15 protein-coding genes are annotated in these 15,283 nt (G+C 63.2%); 5 read left to right on the top strand and 10 right to left on the bottom strand.

Annotated features, from left to right (window positions below):
* Window positions 1-402, top strand: a 402-nt coding sequence (locus HY019_RS08095) for a Smr/MutS family protein (protein WP_290690114.1), incomplete at its 5' end; no start/stop codon positions are given.
* A gap of 44 nt (window positions 403-446) precedes the next feature.
* Here HY019_RS08095 and HY019_RS08090 read toward each other — a convergent pair.
* The 3 genes from HY019_RS08090 to HY019_RS08080 all read right to left on the bottom strand — a co-directional run bounded on the left by HY019_RS08090 (window position 447) and on the right by HY019_RS08080 (window position 2,511).
* Complete coding sequence (locus tag HY019_RS08090) at window positions 447-863, bottom strand: group II truncated hemoglobin (RefSeq protein ID WP_290690110.1); 417 nt, start codon at window positions 861-863, stop codon at window positions 447-449.
* Window positions 864-937: 74 nt separating this feature from the next.
* Entirely contained in the window at window positions 938-1,738 is an 801-nt protein-coding gene (locus HY019_RS08085) for a MinD/ParA family protein (protein WP_290690106.1), read from the bottom strand.
* A gap of 8 nt (window positions 1,739-1,746) precedes the next feature.
* The gene (locus HY019_RS08080) at window positions 1,747-2,511 is read right to left on the bottom strand and encodes a GGDEF domain-containing protein (RefSeq protein ID WP_290690103.1); all 765 of its coding nucleotides are present in this window, start codon (window positions 2,509-2,511) and stop codon (window positions 1,747-1,749) included.
* Between the two features lie 273 nt (window positions 2,512-2,784).
* Here HY019_RS08080 and HY019_RS08075 point away from each other — a divergent pair, with 273 nt between their 5' ends.
* The 3 genes from HY019_RS08075 (at window position 2,785) to HY019_RS08065 (ending at window position 5,488) form a co-directional block, all read left to right on the top strand.
* Window positions 2,785-3,606, top strand: coding sequence for a CheR family methyltransferase (locus HY019_RS08075; protein WP_290690120.1), 822 nt, complete (start codon window positions 2,785-2,787; stop codon window positions 3,604-3,606).
* Between the two features lie 110 nt (window positions 3,607-3,716).
* Window positions 3,717-4,349 (top strand): chemoreceptor glutamine deamidase CheD, encoded by a 633-nt coding sequence (cheD, locus tag HY019_RS08070; RefSeq protein ID WP_290690118.1) that lies wholly within the window; start codon window positions 3,717-3,719, stop codon window positions 4,347-4,349.
* A gap of 23 nt (window positions 4,350-4,372) precedes the next feature.
* Window positions 4,373-5,488 (top strand): chemotaxis response regulator protein-glutamate methylesterase, encoded by a 1,116-nt coding sequence (locus HY019_RS08065; RefSeq protein WP_290690099.1) that lies wholly within the window; start codon window positions 4,373-4,375, stop codon window positions 5,486-5,488.
* Between the two features lie 20 nt (window positions 5,489-5,508).
* On the opposite strand, the gene HY019_RS08060 is transcribed toward HY019_RS08065, so the two are convergent.
* Window positions 5,509-7,836, bottom strand: coding sequence for a patatin-like phospholipase family protein (locus HY019_RS08060; protein ID WP_290690097.1), 2,328 nt, complete (start codon window positions 7,834-7,836; stop codon window positions 5,509-5,511).
* 128 nt (window positions 7,837-7,964) lie between these two features.
* Between HY019_RS08060 and HY019_RS08055 the strand changes: the two genes are divergently transcribed.
* Window positions 7,965-8,132 (top strand): DUF3149 domain-containing protein, encoded by a 168-nt coding sequence (locus HY019_RS08055; RefSeq protein ID WP_081961301.1) that lies wholly within the window; start codon window positions 7,965-7,967, stop codon window positions 8,130-8,132.
* 63 nt (window positions 8,133-8,195) lie between these two features.
* On the opposite strand, the gene HY019_RS08050 is transcribed toward HY019_RS08055, so the two are convergent.
* From HY019_RS08050 to HY019_RS08025, 6 genes are all read right to left on the bottom strand, one after another.
* The gene (locus HY019_RS08050) at window positions 8,196-9,866 is read right to left on the bottom strand and encodes a GMC oxidoreductase (protein ID WP_290690092.1); all 1,671 of its coding nucleotides are present in this window, start codon (window positions 9,864-9,866) and stop codon (window positions 8,196-8,198) included.
* 270 nt (window positions 9,867-10,136) lie between these two features.
* Window positions 10,137-11,780 carry a chaperonin GroEL gene (gene groL / locus HY019_RS08045; RefSeq protein ID WP_290690090.1) on the bottom strand — a complete coding sequence of 548 codons (1,644 nt, stop codon included), beginning with the start codon at window positions 11,778-11,780 and terminating at the stop codon, window positions 10,137-10,139.
* A gap of 61 nt (window positions 11,781-11,841) precedes the next feature.
* Window positions 11,842-12,132, bottom strand: coding sequence for a co-chaperone GroES (gene groES / locus HY019_RS08040; RefSeq protein WP_035036152.1), 291 nt, complete (start codon window positions 12,130-12,132; stop codon window positions 11,842-11,844).
* Window positions 12,133-12,427: 295 nt separating this feature from the next.
* A complete protein-coding gene (locus HY019_RS08035) occupies window positions 12,428-13,801 on the bottom strand; it encodes an NAD(P)-binding domain-containing protein (protein ID WP_290690087.1) in 1,374 nt (457 codons plus the stop codon).
* Window positions 13,802-13,837: 36 nt separating this feature from the next.
* Window positions 13,838-14,425: a hypothetical protein gene (locus tag HY019_RS08030; RefSeq protein WP_290690085.1), complete on the bottom strand. Its 588-nt coding sequence runs from the start codon at window positions 14,423-14,425 to the stop codon at window positions 13,838-13,840.
* On the bottom strand, window positions 14,422-15,282 hold the full coding sequence (locus HY019_RS08025) for a DMT family transporter (RefSeq protein ID WP_290690084.1): 861 nt from the start codon (window positions 15,280-15,282) through the stop codon (window positions 14,422-14,424). Before HY019_RS08025 ends, HY019_RS08030 begins: the two co-directional genes overlap by 4 nt.
* Window position 15,283: the final 1 nt, after the last annotated feature.

Genomic DNA, 15,283 nt, shown 5'->3' with positions numbered 1-15,283 from the left:
TCCGACGAGTTCGACGTGGAAAGCCTGCTGGAAACCGACGAGAGCCTGTCATGGCGCCGGCCCGAGCTGGGCCTGGACGTGGTGCGCAAGCTGCGCCGCGGGGTATGGGCCCTGCAGGCCGAACTCGACCTGCACGGCATGCGCACCGACGAAGCCCGCGAGCAGACCTCCGCCTTCCTGCGTGAGGCCCAGCTCAAGGGCTTGCGCTGCGTGCGCATCGTGCATGGCAAGGGCCTGGGTTCGCCCGGCCGTCAACCGGTCTTGAAAGACAAGGTCAAGCGCTGGCTGGTGCAAAGCGACCGCGTGCTGGCCTTTGTGCAGGCCCGTGCCGACGAAGGTGGCGTGGGTGCCCTGGTGGTGCTGCTGCAGACCGGCAAGACGGGCTCCTCGGCCATCGGCTGAGGCCTGTGTGTCAGCGCAAGGCGCTGATCCAGCTCACACCCAGCTCACACGCCCTTGTTGCGCATCCAGTCTGCCGTCTGAAAGAAGGCCTGATGCAGGCGTGCAGCCAGCATGGGCTCGACCTCCAGCTCGTTCATCGCCTGCATCATGCAAGCCAGCCACTGGTCGCGCTCTTTGATGCCGATTGAAAACGGCAGATGGCGCGCACGCAGGCGCGGGTGACCAAAGCGCTCGATGTACAGGCTGGGGCCACCCAGCCAGCCGCTGAGGAACCAGTAGAGCTTGTCGCGGGCGTCTGCCAGCGAGGGGCCATGCGCATGGCGCAGGTCCGCATACGCAGGCTCCAGGTCCATCAGGTCGTAAAAACGGTCCACAAGCGCGCGCACGTGCGCATCACCGCCCAGCAGCTCGTAGGCTGTCGGTGCATTGTCAACTTCTTGATCTTCGGAAGGCGTCGTCATGCCGGCACTGTAATGCAGGGCTTGAGGTCAGGCAGCGCGTGGGCGCAAAGGCCCGGCCTGGTGCTCAGGAGGGCTCAGCTGCGGGCCAGCAAGCGCGTGGCCACCTGCACCACGCCTTGCGACGCAGCACAGCCAGGGTGCAACTCCAGCACCAACTGGCGCTTTTGCACGGCTTCGCGCACGCTGGTGTCCAGCGGGATGTCGCCCAGGTAGCTGAGCTTGGGCGCCACGCCGTTGGGGCCTTGCACAAAGCGCTCGACCACCTGTTGAAGCTGGTTGCAGATGCTGCGGCCATCACCGGCGCGCCCCACCTGGTTGACCACCAGGTGCAGGTTTTCACGCGATTGCTGGGTGGACAGCACCTTGATGGTGGCGTAGGCGTCCGTCATGGAGGTGGGCTCAGGCGTGGCCACCACGATGACTTCGTGCGCCATGGACACGGCGTACAGCACCACGTCAGAGATACCAGCACCGGTGTCAATCAGGATGACATCAAAGCGCGGCTTGACGGCCTCGAAGATGGTGACCAGCTGATCACGGATCTCAGGCGTCAGGCGGGAATATTCGACCAGGCCGGAGCCAGCCAGCAGCACCGAGAAGCCGCCGGGTGCCGGCAGGATGGCCTCTTCCAGTTGCGCCTTGCCCGTGAACACGTCATGCAGCGTGATCTTCGGATAGAGGTTGAGCACCACATCCAGGTTGGCCAGCCCCAGGTCGGCGTCCAGCACCAGCACTTTCAGGCCCTGGCGCGCCAGGGCCGCGGCCAGGTTGGCGCTGAAGAAAGTCTTGCCCACCCCGCCCTTGCCGCTGGTGATCGCCACCGTTCGGGCCAGGCGGACGGTGGTTGCAGGGGTGGAGGTTTCAGGTGCAGTCATGGACGCCATCATTCCGAGGTTTTCGGCACGGAATGGTCCGCACCTGAGTCCGAAATTGGGTCAAATTGCCCGAAGCCTGAAAACAGCATGCCTTTTTCTTCGGCGCTGACGACCGTCAGCGGTGGCATGTCCAGGCAGGTGCGGTTGCGCCCCTCGGCCTTGGCCCTGTAGAGCTGTTGGTCCGCACGCTCGCACCAGAAGGCCGGCGAGGAGCGAACCCACTGCGGCGCAAACGCCCCGCCGATGCTGACCGTCACGGCCAGCTGCTGGCCACCCACGATGGCCACCGGGCGCGCCGCCACCTTCTGGCGGATGCGCTCGGAGACGGCCTGACCAAAGGTTGGCGGGCAGTTGGGCAAGATGATGGCGAACTCTTCGCCACCAATGCGCGCCACCAGGTCCATGGGCCGCACGCAGTCCTGCAGACAGGCGGCCACCGACTTGATGACCTCGTCGCCTGCGGCATGGCCCCAGGTGTCGTTGACACGTTTGAAATGATCGATGTCGGCCACCAGCAGCAAGGCTGGTTCGCCATTGCGGGCAACGCGGTCGACTTCCCTGGCAATCGCGCCCTCGAACTGGCGGCGGTTGGCCAGGCCGGTGAGGGCGTCGCGGCTGGAGACATCACACAGGCCATCGATCACGGATTGCAGCCAGGCATCGGACCCAGGCTCCAGCCCCAGAGGCGCCACCCAGCCAGCCTGAGCCAACAGGTTCAGGGCCTTGTTCAGACGCAACTCGCCCGCGTAGGCGCAGCTGTCATCCAGAGGCATGGAGGCGGTGTCGATCGAAGCGATGGCGAAGCTCCAATGGCGCAAAAAAAGTGACGCGCAACGCGGCGCGAATAAATCTCTGCGCTCTAGTCTAGCAGTGCTGTAACAACCCGAGTGTGGAGAAAACGGCAAAACACGGCCGAACTTGTCGCTTAAGGCCAGTGGCAAGCAGGCACGCTCAAGCTCCTGAGAACTGTGTCGATATGCCTGATGGAGCTGGATCGGCCCCATGACGAACTTTTGCGATCTGACATGAGCACTGCGACCGACACCATGAACCTGGTCACGGACCGAGAGTTCGACTTCCACCCGAGAGACTTCTCCCGGGTTCGCTCACTCATTTATGAGCGCGCCGGCATCAGCCTGCACGAAGGCAAGCAGGCGATGGTGTACAGCCGTCTGTCCCGACGCCTGCGTGAAACGGGCTACACCACCTTCGAGACCTACCTGAAGTGGCTGGAAAGCGGCACCTCCTCCCAGCAGGAGTGGCAGGAGTTCGTCAACTGCCTGACCACCAACCTGACCTCCTTCTTCCGTGAGGAACACCACTTCCACACGCTGACCGAATGGCTACGCCACCGCGGCTCGCAACCCACGCGCATCTGGTGTGCCGCAGCCTCCACGGGTGAAGAGCCCTACTCGCTGGCCATGACCGTGGCCGATGCCTGGGGCCTCAATGCCCCGGTCAAGATCCTGTCCAGCGACATCGACACCAATGTGCTGGCCACCGCCTCGCGTGGCGTGTACGACGCCAATTCGCGCGGCCTGAACCAGCAGCACCTGCGCAATTACTTCCTGCGCGGCAAGGGTGCCAACTCGGGCAGCATCCGCGTCAAGCCCGAGTTGGCCCGCATGGTCGAGTTCCGCCCCTTCAACCTGATGCAGACGAGCTGGCAGCTGGGCGATCCGTTTGACATCGTGTTCTGCCGCAACGTGATGATCTATTTCGACGCGCCCACGCAGCGCAAGGTGCTGGAGCGCATCCACGGCGTCATGAAGCCCAAGGGCCTGCTGTTTGTCGGCCACTCCGAGAACTTCACAGAATCGCGTGACCTCTTCACCCTCAAGGGCAAGACGGTCTATGACAAGGTTTGACGCCGGCAGGTGACAAGGACCATTTGATGATCAGCAGCCAACCTCTCGGCACCGCACGCACTGGCACAGCACCGCCCCCTGTCGCGTCTGGCCTCAGCGGCGTCGCCGCCATGGGCCAGCGCACCGATCGCCTGATCAAGCTCAAGGCCCGCATCGCCAAGCCCGGCGAGGCGTCCTTCTTCTTTTATGACGCGCACTTCAAGTCCGAGGCCGTCAAGATCCTGCCCGGCGAATACTTCGTTTACGACGAAGACCTGCTGATCATGACCACCCTGGGCTCGTGCATCGCCACCTGCCTGTGGGACCGCCAGGCCAAGGTAGGCGGCATGAACCACTTCATGCTGCCGGACAACGGCGGCAGCGGGGCGGACTCCGGCCGCTACGGCTCTTACGCCATGGAACTGCTGATCAACGAGATGCTGAAAATGGGCGCCTCGCGCATGACCATGGAAGCCAAGGTCTTTGGCGGCGGCGCGGTGATCAGCGGCATGAACAGCATCAACGTGGGCGAGCGCAACACCGCCTTCGTGATGGAGTACCTCAAGACAGAACGCATCCCGGTGGTGTCCAAGGACGTGCTGGACATCTACCCGCGCAAGGTGTGCTTCCTGCCTCACAGTGGCAAAGCCATGGTCAAGCGCCTGGCCCCGACCAATCCGGACGCCATCGTCCAGCAAGAGCGTCTGGCCGCCCAGAAGGTGGTGCCAGTATCTTCTGGTGGCGGCTCGATCGACTTGTTCTGATAATTCAGCGGAGTGACTTCTTCATGACCAAGACCCGAGTGATCGTTGTGGACGACTCCGCGCTCGTTCGCAGCATGCTGAGCGAGATCATCAACCGCCAGCAGGACATGGAGTGCATCGGTGCGGCGGCCGACCCCCTGGTCGCGCGCGAGATGATCCGCAACCTCAACCCCGACGTGATCACGCTGGACGTGGAGATGCCCCGCATGGACGGCATCGACTTCCTGTCCAAGCTGATGCGCCTGCGCCCCATGCCCGTGGTGATGGTGTCGACGCTGACCGAGCGCGGTGCCGATGTGACGCTCAAGGCGCTGGAGCTGGGTGCCATCGACTTCGTGGCCAAGCCCAAGATCGGTGTGGCCGATGGCCTCAAGCTGCTGGCCGATGACATCACGGACAAGATCCGCATCGCCTCCAAGGCCCGCATCCATCGGCTGGCCACGCCCGCCGCGCCTGCACCCGCGTCTGCTGGTGGGGCCGCAGCCAGCGCGACAGCGCCCCGCCCCGCGCCGGTCGTCTCGCCCAGCTTGGGCCGCCTGTCCACCGAGAAAATCATCTTCATCGGCGCCTCGACGGGTGGCACGGAAGCCACCAAGGAGGTGCTGATCACGCTGCCGGCGGACTCGCCTGCGGTCGTCATCACCCAGCACATGCCACCGGGCTTCACACGCAACTATGCCAACCGGCTGGATGGCCTGTGCAAGATCAGCGTCAAGGAAGCCAGCGATGGCGAGCGCATCCTGCCGGGCCACGCCTATATCGCGCCGGGTGGCATGCACCTGAGCGTGGAGCGCTCGGGCGCCAACTACATTGCCCGCGTGCAGGACGGAGATCCGGTCAACCGCCACAAGCCCAGCGTGGAGGTGCTGTTCAAATCGGCTGCCCGCATCGTGGGGCCCAATGCGATTGGCGTGATGCTGACCGGCATGGGCGCCGACGGTGCCAAGGCCATGCGCGAGATGCGTGATGCCGGCGCCTATTGCGTGGCCCAGGACGAAGCCAGTTGCGTGGTGTTCGGCATGCCGCGCGAAGCCATTGCGGCCGGTGCCGTCAACGAGATCCTGCCACTCAACAAGATCACGGCGCATGTGCTGGACCACCTGCGCGCCACGGTGGGCCAGGCGCTCAGCCGGGTCTGATCACCGGACAGACCGAAGGATCACGGCCGCCCGACAAAGAGCATCAAGGTCGGCCCGATCACCGGGCTGTGGACCACGGCCAGGTACACCGGGCCGAAGGCCGTGTCGGCGCCCAGGTACAGGCTCATGCCCGTGCGCTTCTTGCCCCGGCCGACGTCCTCCGGCTTGTCCCAGGCATCGCCCACCTCAAAGCTGCTGCCCAGGAACAGGCCACGCGTGAGCGCCATGTCCGTCAGGCGGACCATGTAGCCCAGGCGCAGCAAGGCAATCTGCTGGCCGCTGACCTGGAAGGGCCCATAGCCCGACAGCATCTGGAAGCCGCCCAGGCCATAGCGCGGGATGTCCGGGCTGATGCCATCTGACAGGCCCAGCCGGCCGCCCAGATTGAGCGTGTGCACGCCCCAGCTGTGCACCGTCTGGCCTTGCAGCTCCAGGTGACGTACGCGCCCTTCGGGGCCCGGTGAATCACCACGGCGCAGGCTGCGGCCCTGCATCCAGTTGCCCTCCACACGCCAGCCGTGCGTGGGGAAGAAGGCGTTGTTCAGCTGGTCGAACACGGACTTGATGCGCCAGCCTCGCTCGCGCCAGCGGGCCACACCAGACGCTGCCGCGCCGCCACGCGACAAGGCATAGTCGGCCGAGGTGAGCGTCGGGCCATCGCGCCAGGCCTCGTCGACCAGACCCAGGCGCACCTCACCCAGCTCACGCCAGTTGGCCCCCACATCCAGGTTGTAGCTGGTGACGCTGCGTTCCACCTGGGCGGCCTGCTCGCCGTCCGGGTCAATGTAGTAGGCCAGGTTGCGACGCTGCGTTAACAGCGAACCGGCCATGAAGCCGCTGAGCCCGTCGGGCAGGCGCCAGCTGGTCGGGCGGTACAGCTCGGTGCCCAGCGCAGGCGCGGTGCCCAGGCGCAGGAAGTTGCGCCACTCGGTACCCGAGTTGTCCAGCCAGTGCCGGTTGTGCACCAGCTTGAGGTTGAACAGGCTGCGCCCGCGGTTGTCGGCGCTGAAGTCCAGGCCCATCTGCAGGTAGTCGGGCCCCCAGATCTTTTCCTTCAAGTCAAAGACCAGGCCTTCCCGACCATCGGGCGTGCGCACCAGGCGGTAATCGCTGCGCTGGTAGTCACCCGAAGCGGCCAGCACGGTGATGTCGCGCTCGGCCTTGGCCACGTCGAACACCTGCCCTGGCTGGGTCTGCAGGATGTCGGGACGGGCCTCGGGGTGGGTCAGTTGCGTGCCCTCGAAACGCACGAAGGTCAGCGGCACAGCCGGGGTCATGCGCTTGACGCGCTGCGCCTTCCAGCGCGCGTACTCGGCCTCGCTGAGCTTGAGGTCCTGCATGCGCAGCACCATGGCTTCGGTCTGCAACTCGCCCAGCAGCATGAACTCTGGCGCGCGGTTGAAGTCCGCCGCCGTCAGGCCCTCCAGCGTGGGGTCGATCAGCACGTCCTGCGGCGTCAGCGTGGCCAGGCTCAGGCGCACGTTCTGCTCGGTCAGGATGTTGATCATCTGGGCCGTCACTCCGGTAAACGAGGACAAGGTGTCGCGCTTGGCCAGGGGCGTGCCGATGTTGACCACGATGAGGCGTTGCGCCCCCAGTTGGCGGGCCACATCGACCGGCGTGTTGTTGACCAGGCCACCGTCGCCCAGGATGCGGCCATTGACCTCGACCGGCGCGAACACCCCGGGCACCGACATGCTGGAGCGCAGGGCCGTGGCCAGGTCACCGTCCTTGAGGATCACGGCCTGGCCGGACTCCATGTCCGTGGCCACGGCCCGAAAGGGGGTGGGCAGGTCATCGAAAGTCTTGATGTGGCGCGCCGACAAGGTCAGGCGCCGCAGGTGCGATTCCAGCCCCCGGCTGGAGATGGAGCCGATCGGGGCCTTGAGCCCATCGGGGCCCACCCCGATCTCGATCAGGGGCGAGACCTCGAAGTCCTGCTCCTTGCGACGCTGGGACAACTCGCGGCGGTCCACCCGGCTGGCGAACACATTGTCCCAATCGAGCTTGCGCACCTCGGCCTCGACCTCCAGCGCCGACAGGCCACTGGCATACAGCCCCCCCACGATGGCGCCCATGGAGGTGCCGGCGATCACGTCCACCGGGATGCGTTCGCGCTCCAGCACCTTGAGCACGCCCACATGGGCCAGGCCGCGGGCACCACCACCTGACAGCACCAGGCCGATGCGGGGCCGATTGAGCACGGGCTCGACGCCTTTGGACGCAGCAGCCGCGCCGGATGCAGGCGTTTCCTGTCCATGTGCGGGCGGCACCAGCAAAGCCAGCCAGCACAGGCTCACCCAAAACGAACGGCTGGCGTGGCGAGACAGGATGCGAATGGCTTGCATCCACACATTGTGCCGTGTCAAACACGGCGGAGCGCTGCGGTGTTTCAAGTCTCAGGCTTGATGTGGATCAGAGCGCGTTGGGCGCAACAGGCGTCAGATGGATCCCGTGATTTGAACGGAGAACAACCATGCACGCCTGGATCGACTTTTTCACCACTGACTATGGCCTGATGAGTCTGGCCGTGATTGCCTTCATGTTCGTGATGCTGGGCTACATCTACCACTACGTGGCCAAGCACGTGAAGGAAGACACCGAGCGCCATGATCGCCTGGTGCGCGAAGCCCACGGCGGCTGATCATTGAAAAAGCCCGGGCCCCGTTTGCAGGGCTCAGGCTTGGTTCTTCTGTGCGCGGGGCAATTACGCCATCTGCGCAATGATCCGCTCGATGTTGCGCTCGGCGAACGCCGTCGTCGACAAGGCGGGGTTGGCCACCAGCGAGTCCGGGAACATGGACGAGTCCATCACGTACATGCCCGGGTAGCCCTTGACCTCGCCGATGTCGCTCGTGGCCAGTCCAAGCGGACAGCCACCCAGCGGGTGGTAGGTGGCGTTGTCGCCTTCCGTCTTGCCGCCAAACCAGCTCTTGTTGTAGGTGGCACCGTTGACCTTGTTGATGCGGTCGTACACCGCGTGCGCGCTGGTGACCGGCTCGGTCTTGGCGGTGCTGGACCATTGCAACACCGACTGCCTGGCGTTGGCGTCGTATGTGAAGCGCCCCAACTCCGGCGTCTGCGTCATGGTGATGTGCGCGGTGCTGTAAAGATCGATGCCCAGCGGGATCGAGATGTTCATCGAGTACACCTGCTGGTTGCGGTGATCCAGCGCATCGATGCCGGTGCAAGGCAACACCGAGGTCTTGGCACCTGTTGGCGTGAACACATTGCGGACCATGAAGATCTCGCCGTTGGAGCTCCAGCGCGTGCCCACATGCTCATTGAGGTTGGGCAAGGTGCCCGTTGCGCGGCACTTGACCAGCAACTGCGTGGTGCCCATGCTGCCGGCGCCCAGGAACAGGCGATCACAGCTGATGGTGCGCGTGGCCAGCACCGTGCCCGTGACGTCGATCTGCTTGGTCGACACGTAGTAGCGGCCATCGTCGCCACGTGTGATCGATGTGGCCTCGGTCAAAGGCTGGATGCGGACCAGACCGGTACCCACGGCCTCGGCCAGGTAGTTCTTGTCCAGGCTGCTCTTGCCGTAGTTGTTACCGAAACCCCCCTCGCCGCCCAGCGCCGACTTGGGCACGGTGCCCGCCTCTTCCTGCTCCATATAGGCCATGTCATAGCCCGAATCGAGCGAGCGCCAGGGGATGCCGGCCTTGGCCGCCTGTGTACAGGCCACGCGCGCATAGCGGTGGTAGGCGCTGGACTGGAAGTAGGCCGGGCGGATCTTGTTGCCCTTGAGCCCGACCAGCGCGCGCGGATAGTAGGTGTTGTACAGCTCGTTGATGTCGATGCTGGCCGGCAGGATGCGTTGCAGCGTCTCGCGATAAGGCGTGATCAACATGGCCAGGTTCACCAGCGAGCCCCCGCCCACGCCACGGCCCAGGTACACGTCCATATTGGGTGACGAGACCACGTCCAGGATGCCGGCGGACACGGGTGTCTTCAACAAGCCGCTGATGGGAATGAAGCCGGCGACGGTCGAGAACACCGCCGTCACATGGTCCTTGAACCACATGGAGCGGTCGTCGGGTGAGAAGGGTTTGCAGAAGATCTTGCCGTCCTTGCCCGGTGTGTTCCACAAGCGACCCATCTCCAGCATGGTGACGCGTTGCCCTTGTTGCGCCAGGCGCAAGGCCGTCACCGCGCCGCCATAGCCCGTGCCGATGACGAGGTTGGGCACGTATTCATCGCTCTGCGCGGCATACGCGTCTTCGGCCATCATCATGCCCAGGGCAGCCGCGCCGGGCGCCGCCATGGTCAACGCACGCATGGGCAGGCCCACGCTGCTCAGGCCCAGCGAGCCACCCACAGCCAATACGCTTTGCCCCCATTGACGGCGGCTCATCTTCTTTTCGCTTGTCATGATCCGGTTCAAGAACGAGTTAATGATGAACCGATGGTAGGGACCTGCAAGCGACGCACGATGTACCTTGCCGGCCAAGTATTTGCTCTGCCTGACAAACAAGGGCTAACGAGATAACGCGATTGAGTGGGGTCCACCAGCGTTAACCCGGTGTTTGCCTTGATCTGGACAAAGATTGGCAGGGCAAAAAAAAGGGCCTGCTTTCGCAGACCCTTCTTGCTTGGTGAGGCACCAGGCTGAGCGCGGCTCGCACCGCGCTCGCGACAGGCATTACATGCCCATGCCGCCCATGCCACCCATGCCGCCCATGTCGGGCATGCCGGCAGGCGCGTCATCCTTCGGTGCTTCCGAGATCATGCACTCGGTGGTCAGCATCAGCGAAGCCACGGAAGCGGCGTTCTGCAGGGCTGTGCGGGTCACCTTCGTGGGATCCAGGATGCCCATTTCGATCATGTCGCCGTAGGTGTCGTTGGCAGCGTTGAAGCCGTAGGTGCCCGAACCGTTCAGCACGGCGTTGACGACCACGGAGGGTTCGCCACCGGCGTTGGACACGATTTCGCGCAGGGGGGCTTCGATGGCCTTCAGAACCAGCTTGATGCCGGCGTCCTGATCGGCGTTGTCACCCTTGATGGCGCCAGCAGCTTGCTTGGCGCGCAACAGGGCCACGCCACCACCGGCAACCACGCCTTCTTCCACAGCAGCGCGGGTAGCGTGCAGGGCGTCTTCAACGCGGGCCTTCTTTTCCTTCATTTCGACTTCGGTGGCAGCGCCAACCTTGATCACGGCCACGCCGCCAGCCAGCTTGGCCACGCGTTCCTGCATCTTTTCACGATCGTAGTCGCTGGTGGCTTCTTCGATCTGGATGCGGATCTGCTTGACGCGGGCTTCGATGTCGCCAGCTTGACCAGCGCCGTCGATGATGGTGGTGTTTTCCTTGCCCACTTCAACGCGCTTGGCTTGGCCCAGGTCAGCCAGGGTGACCTTGTCCAGTGCCATGCCGACTTCTTCAGCGATGACCTTGCCGCCCGTCAGGATGGCGATGTCTTCCAACATGGCCTTGCGGCGGTCGCCGAAGCCAGGGGCCTTCACAGCCACAACCTTGAGGATGCCGCGGATGGTGTTCACGACCAAAGTAGCCAGGGCTTCGCCTTCGACTTCTTCAGCAATGATCAGCAGGGGGCGGCCAGCCTTGGCCACTTGCTCCAGCGTGGGCAGCAGGTCGCGGATGTTGGAGATCTTCTTGTCGTACAGCAGCACGAAAGGGTTGTCCAACAGGGCGGCTTGCTTCTCAGGGTTGTTGATGAAGTAAGGCGACAGGTAGCCGCGGTCGAACTGCATGCCTTCGACGACGTCCAGCTCGTTGTTCAGGCTCTTGCCGTCTTCAACGGTGATCACGCCTTCCTTGCCGACCTTGTCCATGGCGTTGGCGATGATCTCGCCGACGTCAGCGTCAGAGTTGGCAGAGATGGTGCCGACCTGAGCGATTTCCTTGGTGGTGGTGGTGGGCTTGGATTGCTTCTTCAGCTCGGCGATCAGGGCCGTCACAGCCTTGTCGATGCCGCGCTTCAGATCCATCGGGTTCATGCCGGCGGCCACGTACTTCATGCCTTCGCGCACGATGGCTTGAGCCAGCACGGTGGCGGTGGTGGTGCCGTCGCCAGCGTTGTCAGAGGTCTTGGAAGCGACTTCCTTGACCATCTGGGCGCCCATGTTCTGCAGCTTGTCCTTCAGTTCGATTTCCTTGGCCACGGACACACCGTCCTTGGTCACGGTGGGGGCGCCGAACGAGCGCTCCAGCACCACGTTGCGACCCTTGGGGCCCAGGGTGACCTTGACGGCGTTGGCCAGGATGTTCACGCCTTCAACCATGCGGTGACGGGCGTCTGCGCCAAAGATGACGTCTTTTGCTGCCATGTGGAATCTCCGAAATCAGTGAATGTGGGGGTGTCTTGTCTTGCTTGCGTCAGCGGGCCAATTACTTGGCGACGACGGCAAACAGGTCTTCTTCGCGCATGACGAGCAACTCTTCGCCGTCGACCTTGACGGACTGGCCAGAGTACTTGCCGAACAGAACGCGGTCGCCCACAGCGACGTTCAGGGCGATGAAATCACCCTTGTCATTGCGCTTGCCAGGACCGACGGCGAGCACTTCGCCCTGGTCAGGCTTCTCGGCAGCAGCGTCGGGGAGGACGATGCCCGAAGCGGTCTTGGTTTCTTGCTCAAGGCGCTTGACGATCACGCGATCGTGCAGAGGACGCAGTTTCATGACTTCTCCTGTCTGTAAAGACATCGGTTTGACAAAGGCTTGCTAGTAAGCGATTACTCACTTTGAAGCTGATACGGGGGAGTTTCGCATGCCCATTGTTAGCACTCATGGGCATCGAGTGCTAATGATTATAGGGATGGTCGGAGAAGTTTCAAGAGGGGGCTTGCCAAAGCCCTCCGCGGAGCGCTTGTTGGAGTTCGTCTAAGTTGGATTGCTGTACAGAAGCAGTCTGTTGACAATGAAGACGTCTGGACGCGAGTGCCGCCCCCCATCCGCCTTCGATCAACTTCGACCGTCAGTTCAAATACATGTCAGCGACCACGGGGCAGTCATCCGATCGATTGATCAGGGCCTTGCGCTTGGACGAGGTACCCAGGCCCAACTCCCATGCCAGGGTCTCCATGTAGTCGACCTGCAGCACGCGGGCGGCCCGCACCTTGTACATCGCGGCCATGGCGTTGTGGGTCTGAACCGCATCCACCATCTGCCCCTCCCCGGGCAACACACTGCGCCGAGTGAAACATGAGGCTGCCCAGCGAGCCTGAAGCTCTACCGCGGGGAATATGGCCCCCACGATACCGCACATACCCAAAAAGCACAGGCCGGGCACCGTGGGATGGAAGACGTGCTTGTAGAGCGCCAAGGTGCCGCCGTTGGTTGGCTGGCACGCCTGCGGCAAAAAGGGAAAGTGGTGCCTGAAGCCGGTGGCGGTGATCACCACATCGCACTCGAAACGCCTGCCGTCGACATCGATGAACGCTCGCCCCTCGAAGCCCAGCCCCTTGGAGAGCACTTGCAATTCACCGGCAGAAGCCAATTTCGGCAAATCGTCGTTGACCGTCATTCTGGAACGCGAGAAATCAAGGGGGGCCCGCCCAAGCAAACTTCGATAGCGGTCCAGGTCAACGCCTCTGCGCTCGTACTCGCGCCTGATCATCCCTTCGAAGATGCCTTGCCCGATCTTGAAAGGTTCTCGTATCGCCAGATTGGTCAGGAAGTGGTCATACGGCACGCCATCGATGTGTTTGGGAATGACCCAGGTTGACGATGGCGCTGAAATCGCCACGTTGGCGCCGGCCTTGCAAAGCTCCACGGCAATATCGGCACCACTGTTGCCGACGCCCGCCACCAGGACCCGCTTGCCGGCAAACGCATCTGGGGTGCGATAGAACGCGCTGTGCAGCAACTCGACGCCGTTGCGCTGGGCCTCCTGGTACATCGACGGTATGGCGGGCTCCTTGTACTGGCCGCTGCACACCGCCACGCTGTCAAACACCTCAGGCCCGGACGCTTCGCTGCAAGACAGGCGCCACTGGCCATCAGGCCCCGGCTCGATCGCCTGTACGGTGGCGCCGAATCGACCGCAATCCTTCAAGGCGTGACGCGCCTGATAGGCCGCCAGATAGTCTTCGACTTCGCCCCGATCCGGAAAGTCGCCGGGGCCATCTGGAAATGGCGCGCCTGCAAACCCCATGACCTTGCGGGAGGTATTGGTCCGCAAGGATGCGTAGGCGGGCCTGGCCGCATCAGCGGCGCTGGCATCAAAGCGCCAGATGCCCCCGACCGCATCACCTCGCTCGAAGATGACGGGCTCCCCGCCGAACTCACGCACATACCTGGCCATAGACAGGCCCGACGCACCCGCGCCAATGATCGCCACACGCGCCATACACCCTCCGTTTTTGATGATGATCTGGATGGGCTGTCAGGCCCTACCAGCGTTCGTTGCCCGAACAACCTCGGCCTTGAACTCAGCCATGAGTGCCTCGCTCTTGATACCCGGCGCCAGCTCCAACGAACTGGACACATCCAGGCCGTAAGGCTGATACCGGTTGATCACACTCTCAACATTGCCGACACTCAAGCCACCGGCGATCACAACCCGTCCCGGCAAGGTCCGGACCCAGTCTGGGATCTCGGCATAGACGCCGGACCCGACGCTGGCGTCATAGAAGAAATAGGCTGCGTGCTGATTCGCTTGCGGACGTGTGGCAGATGCATAGGCCAGGTTGGCAAGAGGTGCCCACTCGTAGAGCTGGATGACATCAAACGCGGATGCCGAGTCGTCGACTTCGTCGACTTCATACGCCACCGCAAAGCTCAGAATGCCCTTGCGACGGGCATGCTCAGCCAGCGCCCTCGCGCGCTCCGGTGAACAGCAGCGCTTGCTGCGAGGTGTCACCACCACCCCGATGGCGTCATAGCCGAGGTCGCACGCCCAATCGATCTGCTGCTCCGTGGTCAAGCCACACACCTTGATGAACATCGTCGAGGTCTCCTCAATCAAGCTCAAGCCCTGCGTGCCAACCACACACCGGCGGACACCACCAGCATGCCGACGATCATGGGCCGGTCCAGGGTCTGGCCGAACACCAGGAAGGAGGCCAGCGCGGCAAACACCGGCACGAGGTAATAGATGCTGGCCACCTTGGTGACCTGGTCTCTTTTGATCATGACAAAGAGCAGCGACAGGGCGCCCACCGACACGCCAAGCGCCATATAGAGCAAGGACCCCACAAGCTCTGGCGCCCAATGGACAAAGTGCGTGCCCCACAGCAGGCTGAGCACGAATGTCAACAAGCCCGCCGTGGCACTTTGAATGGCACCTCCAGCGAACACGTCCATGTCCGCACAGAACTTCTTTTGATAGAGGTTGCCCACGCTGACACCCAGGAGCCCCAGAAAAGCCATCAGGACTGCAGCCAGACCAAGCCCGTCGAAATGGATACGTGCCCACAAAACCAAGGCCACGCCCACCAGGCCAAGCGTCAGGCCAGCCCAGTTCATGATCGACAGCCGTTCGCCAAGCAGCTTTCGAGCGGCAAGACCGACCACGATGGGCTGCAGCGAAATCACCAGGGCCGACAAGGCTGGCGAGATCCCGTAGTAGATGGCCATGAATGAGCCAATCGAGAAAACGCCGGATGTCAGCGCGCCTGCCGTCATCACATGGGCCAGCGCTCGCCCTCTTGGAAAAAACGCGCCACGCGTGAGCGCGATCAGGGCAATCACCCCCGCCGCCAGTGCAAACCGCAATGACAGAAAGGACAGCGGATCCGAGTAAGGCAACGCATATTTCGCACCCACAAAGCCACTGCCGTAGATGAAGGCAAAGAGCAAGGGCAAAAAGCCAATGAGCGATGTATTCATG

Source organism: Aquabacterium sp., from assembly GCF_016195855.1.
Classification (GTDB): domain Bacteria; phylum Pseudomonadota; class Gammaproteobacteria; order Burkholderiales; family Burkholderiaceae_C; genus Aquabacterium.
The sequence above is the reverse complement of the archived record's forward strand: the minus strand, read 5'-3'. Positions and strand labels throughout refer to the sequence as shown.

Coding starts and splice junctions, on each gene's coding strand:
- cheD (WP_290690118.1), top strand. CDS start 3,717: ATGGGCCAGCGCACCGATCGCCTGATCAAGCTCAAGGCCCGCATCGCC.
- groL (WP_290690090.1), bottom strand. CDS start 11,780: ATGGCAGCAAAAGACGTCATCTTTGGCGCAGACGCCCGTCACCGCATG.
- HY019_RS08090 (WP_290690110.1), bottom strand. CDS start 863: ATGACGACGCCTTCCGAAGATCAAGAAGTTGACAATGCACCGACAGCC.
- HY019_RS08025 (WP_290690084.1), bottom strand. CDS start 15,282: ATGAATACATCGCTCATTGGCTTTTTGCCCTTGCTCTTTGCCTTCATC.
- HY019_RS08085 (WP_290690106.1), bottom strand. CDS start 1,738: ATGACTGCACCTGAAACCTCCACCCCTGCAACCACCGTCCGCCTGGCC.
- HY019_RS08065 (WP_290690099.1), top strand. CDS start 4,373: ATGACCAAGACCCGAGTGATCGTTGTGGACGACTCCGCGCTCGTTCGC.
- HY019_RS08060 (WP_290690097.1), bottom strand. CDS start 7,836: ATGCAAGCCATTCGCATCCTGTCTCGCCACGCCAGCCGTTCGTTTTGG.
- HY019_RS08055 (WP_081961301.1), top strand. CDS start 7,965: ATGCACGCCTGGATCGACTTTTTCACCACTGACTATGGCCTGATGAGT.
- HY019_RS08050 (WP_290690092.1), bottom strand. CDS start 9,866: ATGACAAGCGAAAAGAAGATGAGCCGCCGTCAATGGGGGCAAAGCGTA.
- HY019_RS08075 (WP_290690120.1), top strand. CDS start 2,785: ATGAACCTGGTCACGGACCGAGAGTTCGACTTCCACCCGAGAGACTTC.
- HY019_RS08080 (WP_290690103.1), bottom strand. CDS start 2,511: ATGCCTCTGGATGACAGCTGCGCCTACGCGGGCGAGTTGCGTCTGAAC.
- groES (WP_035036152.1), bottom strand. CDS start 12,132: ATGAAACTGCGTCCTCTGCACGATCGCGTGATCGTCAAGCGCCTTGAG.
- HY019_RS08035 (WP_290690087.1), bottom strand. CDS start 13,801: ATGGCGCGTGTGGCGATCATTGGCGCGGGTGCGTCGGGCCTGTCTATG.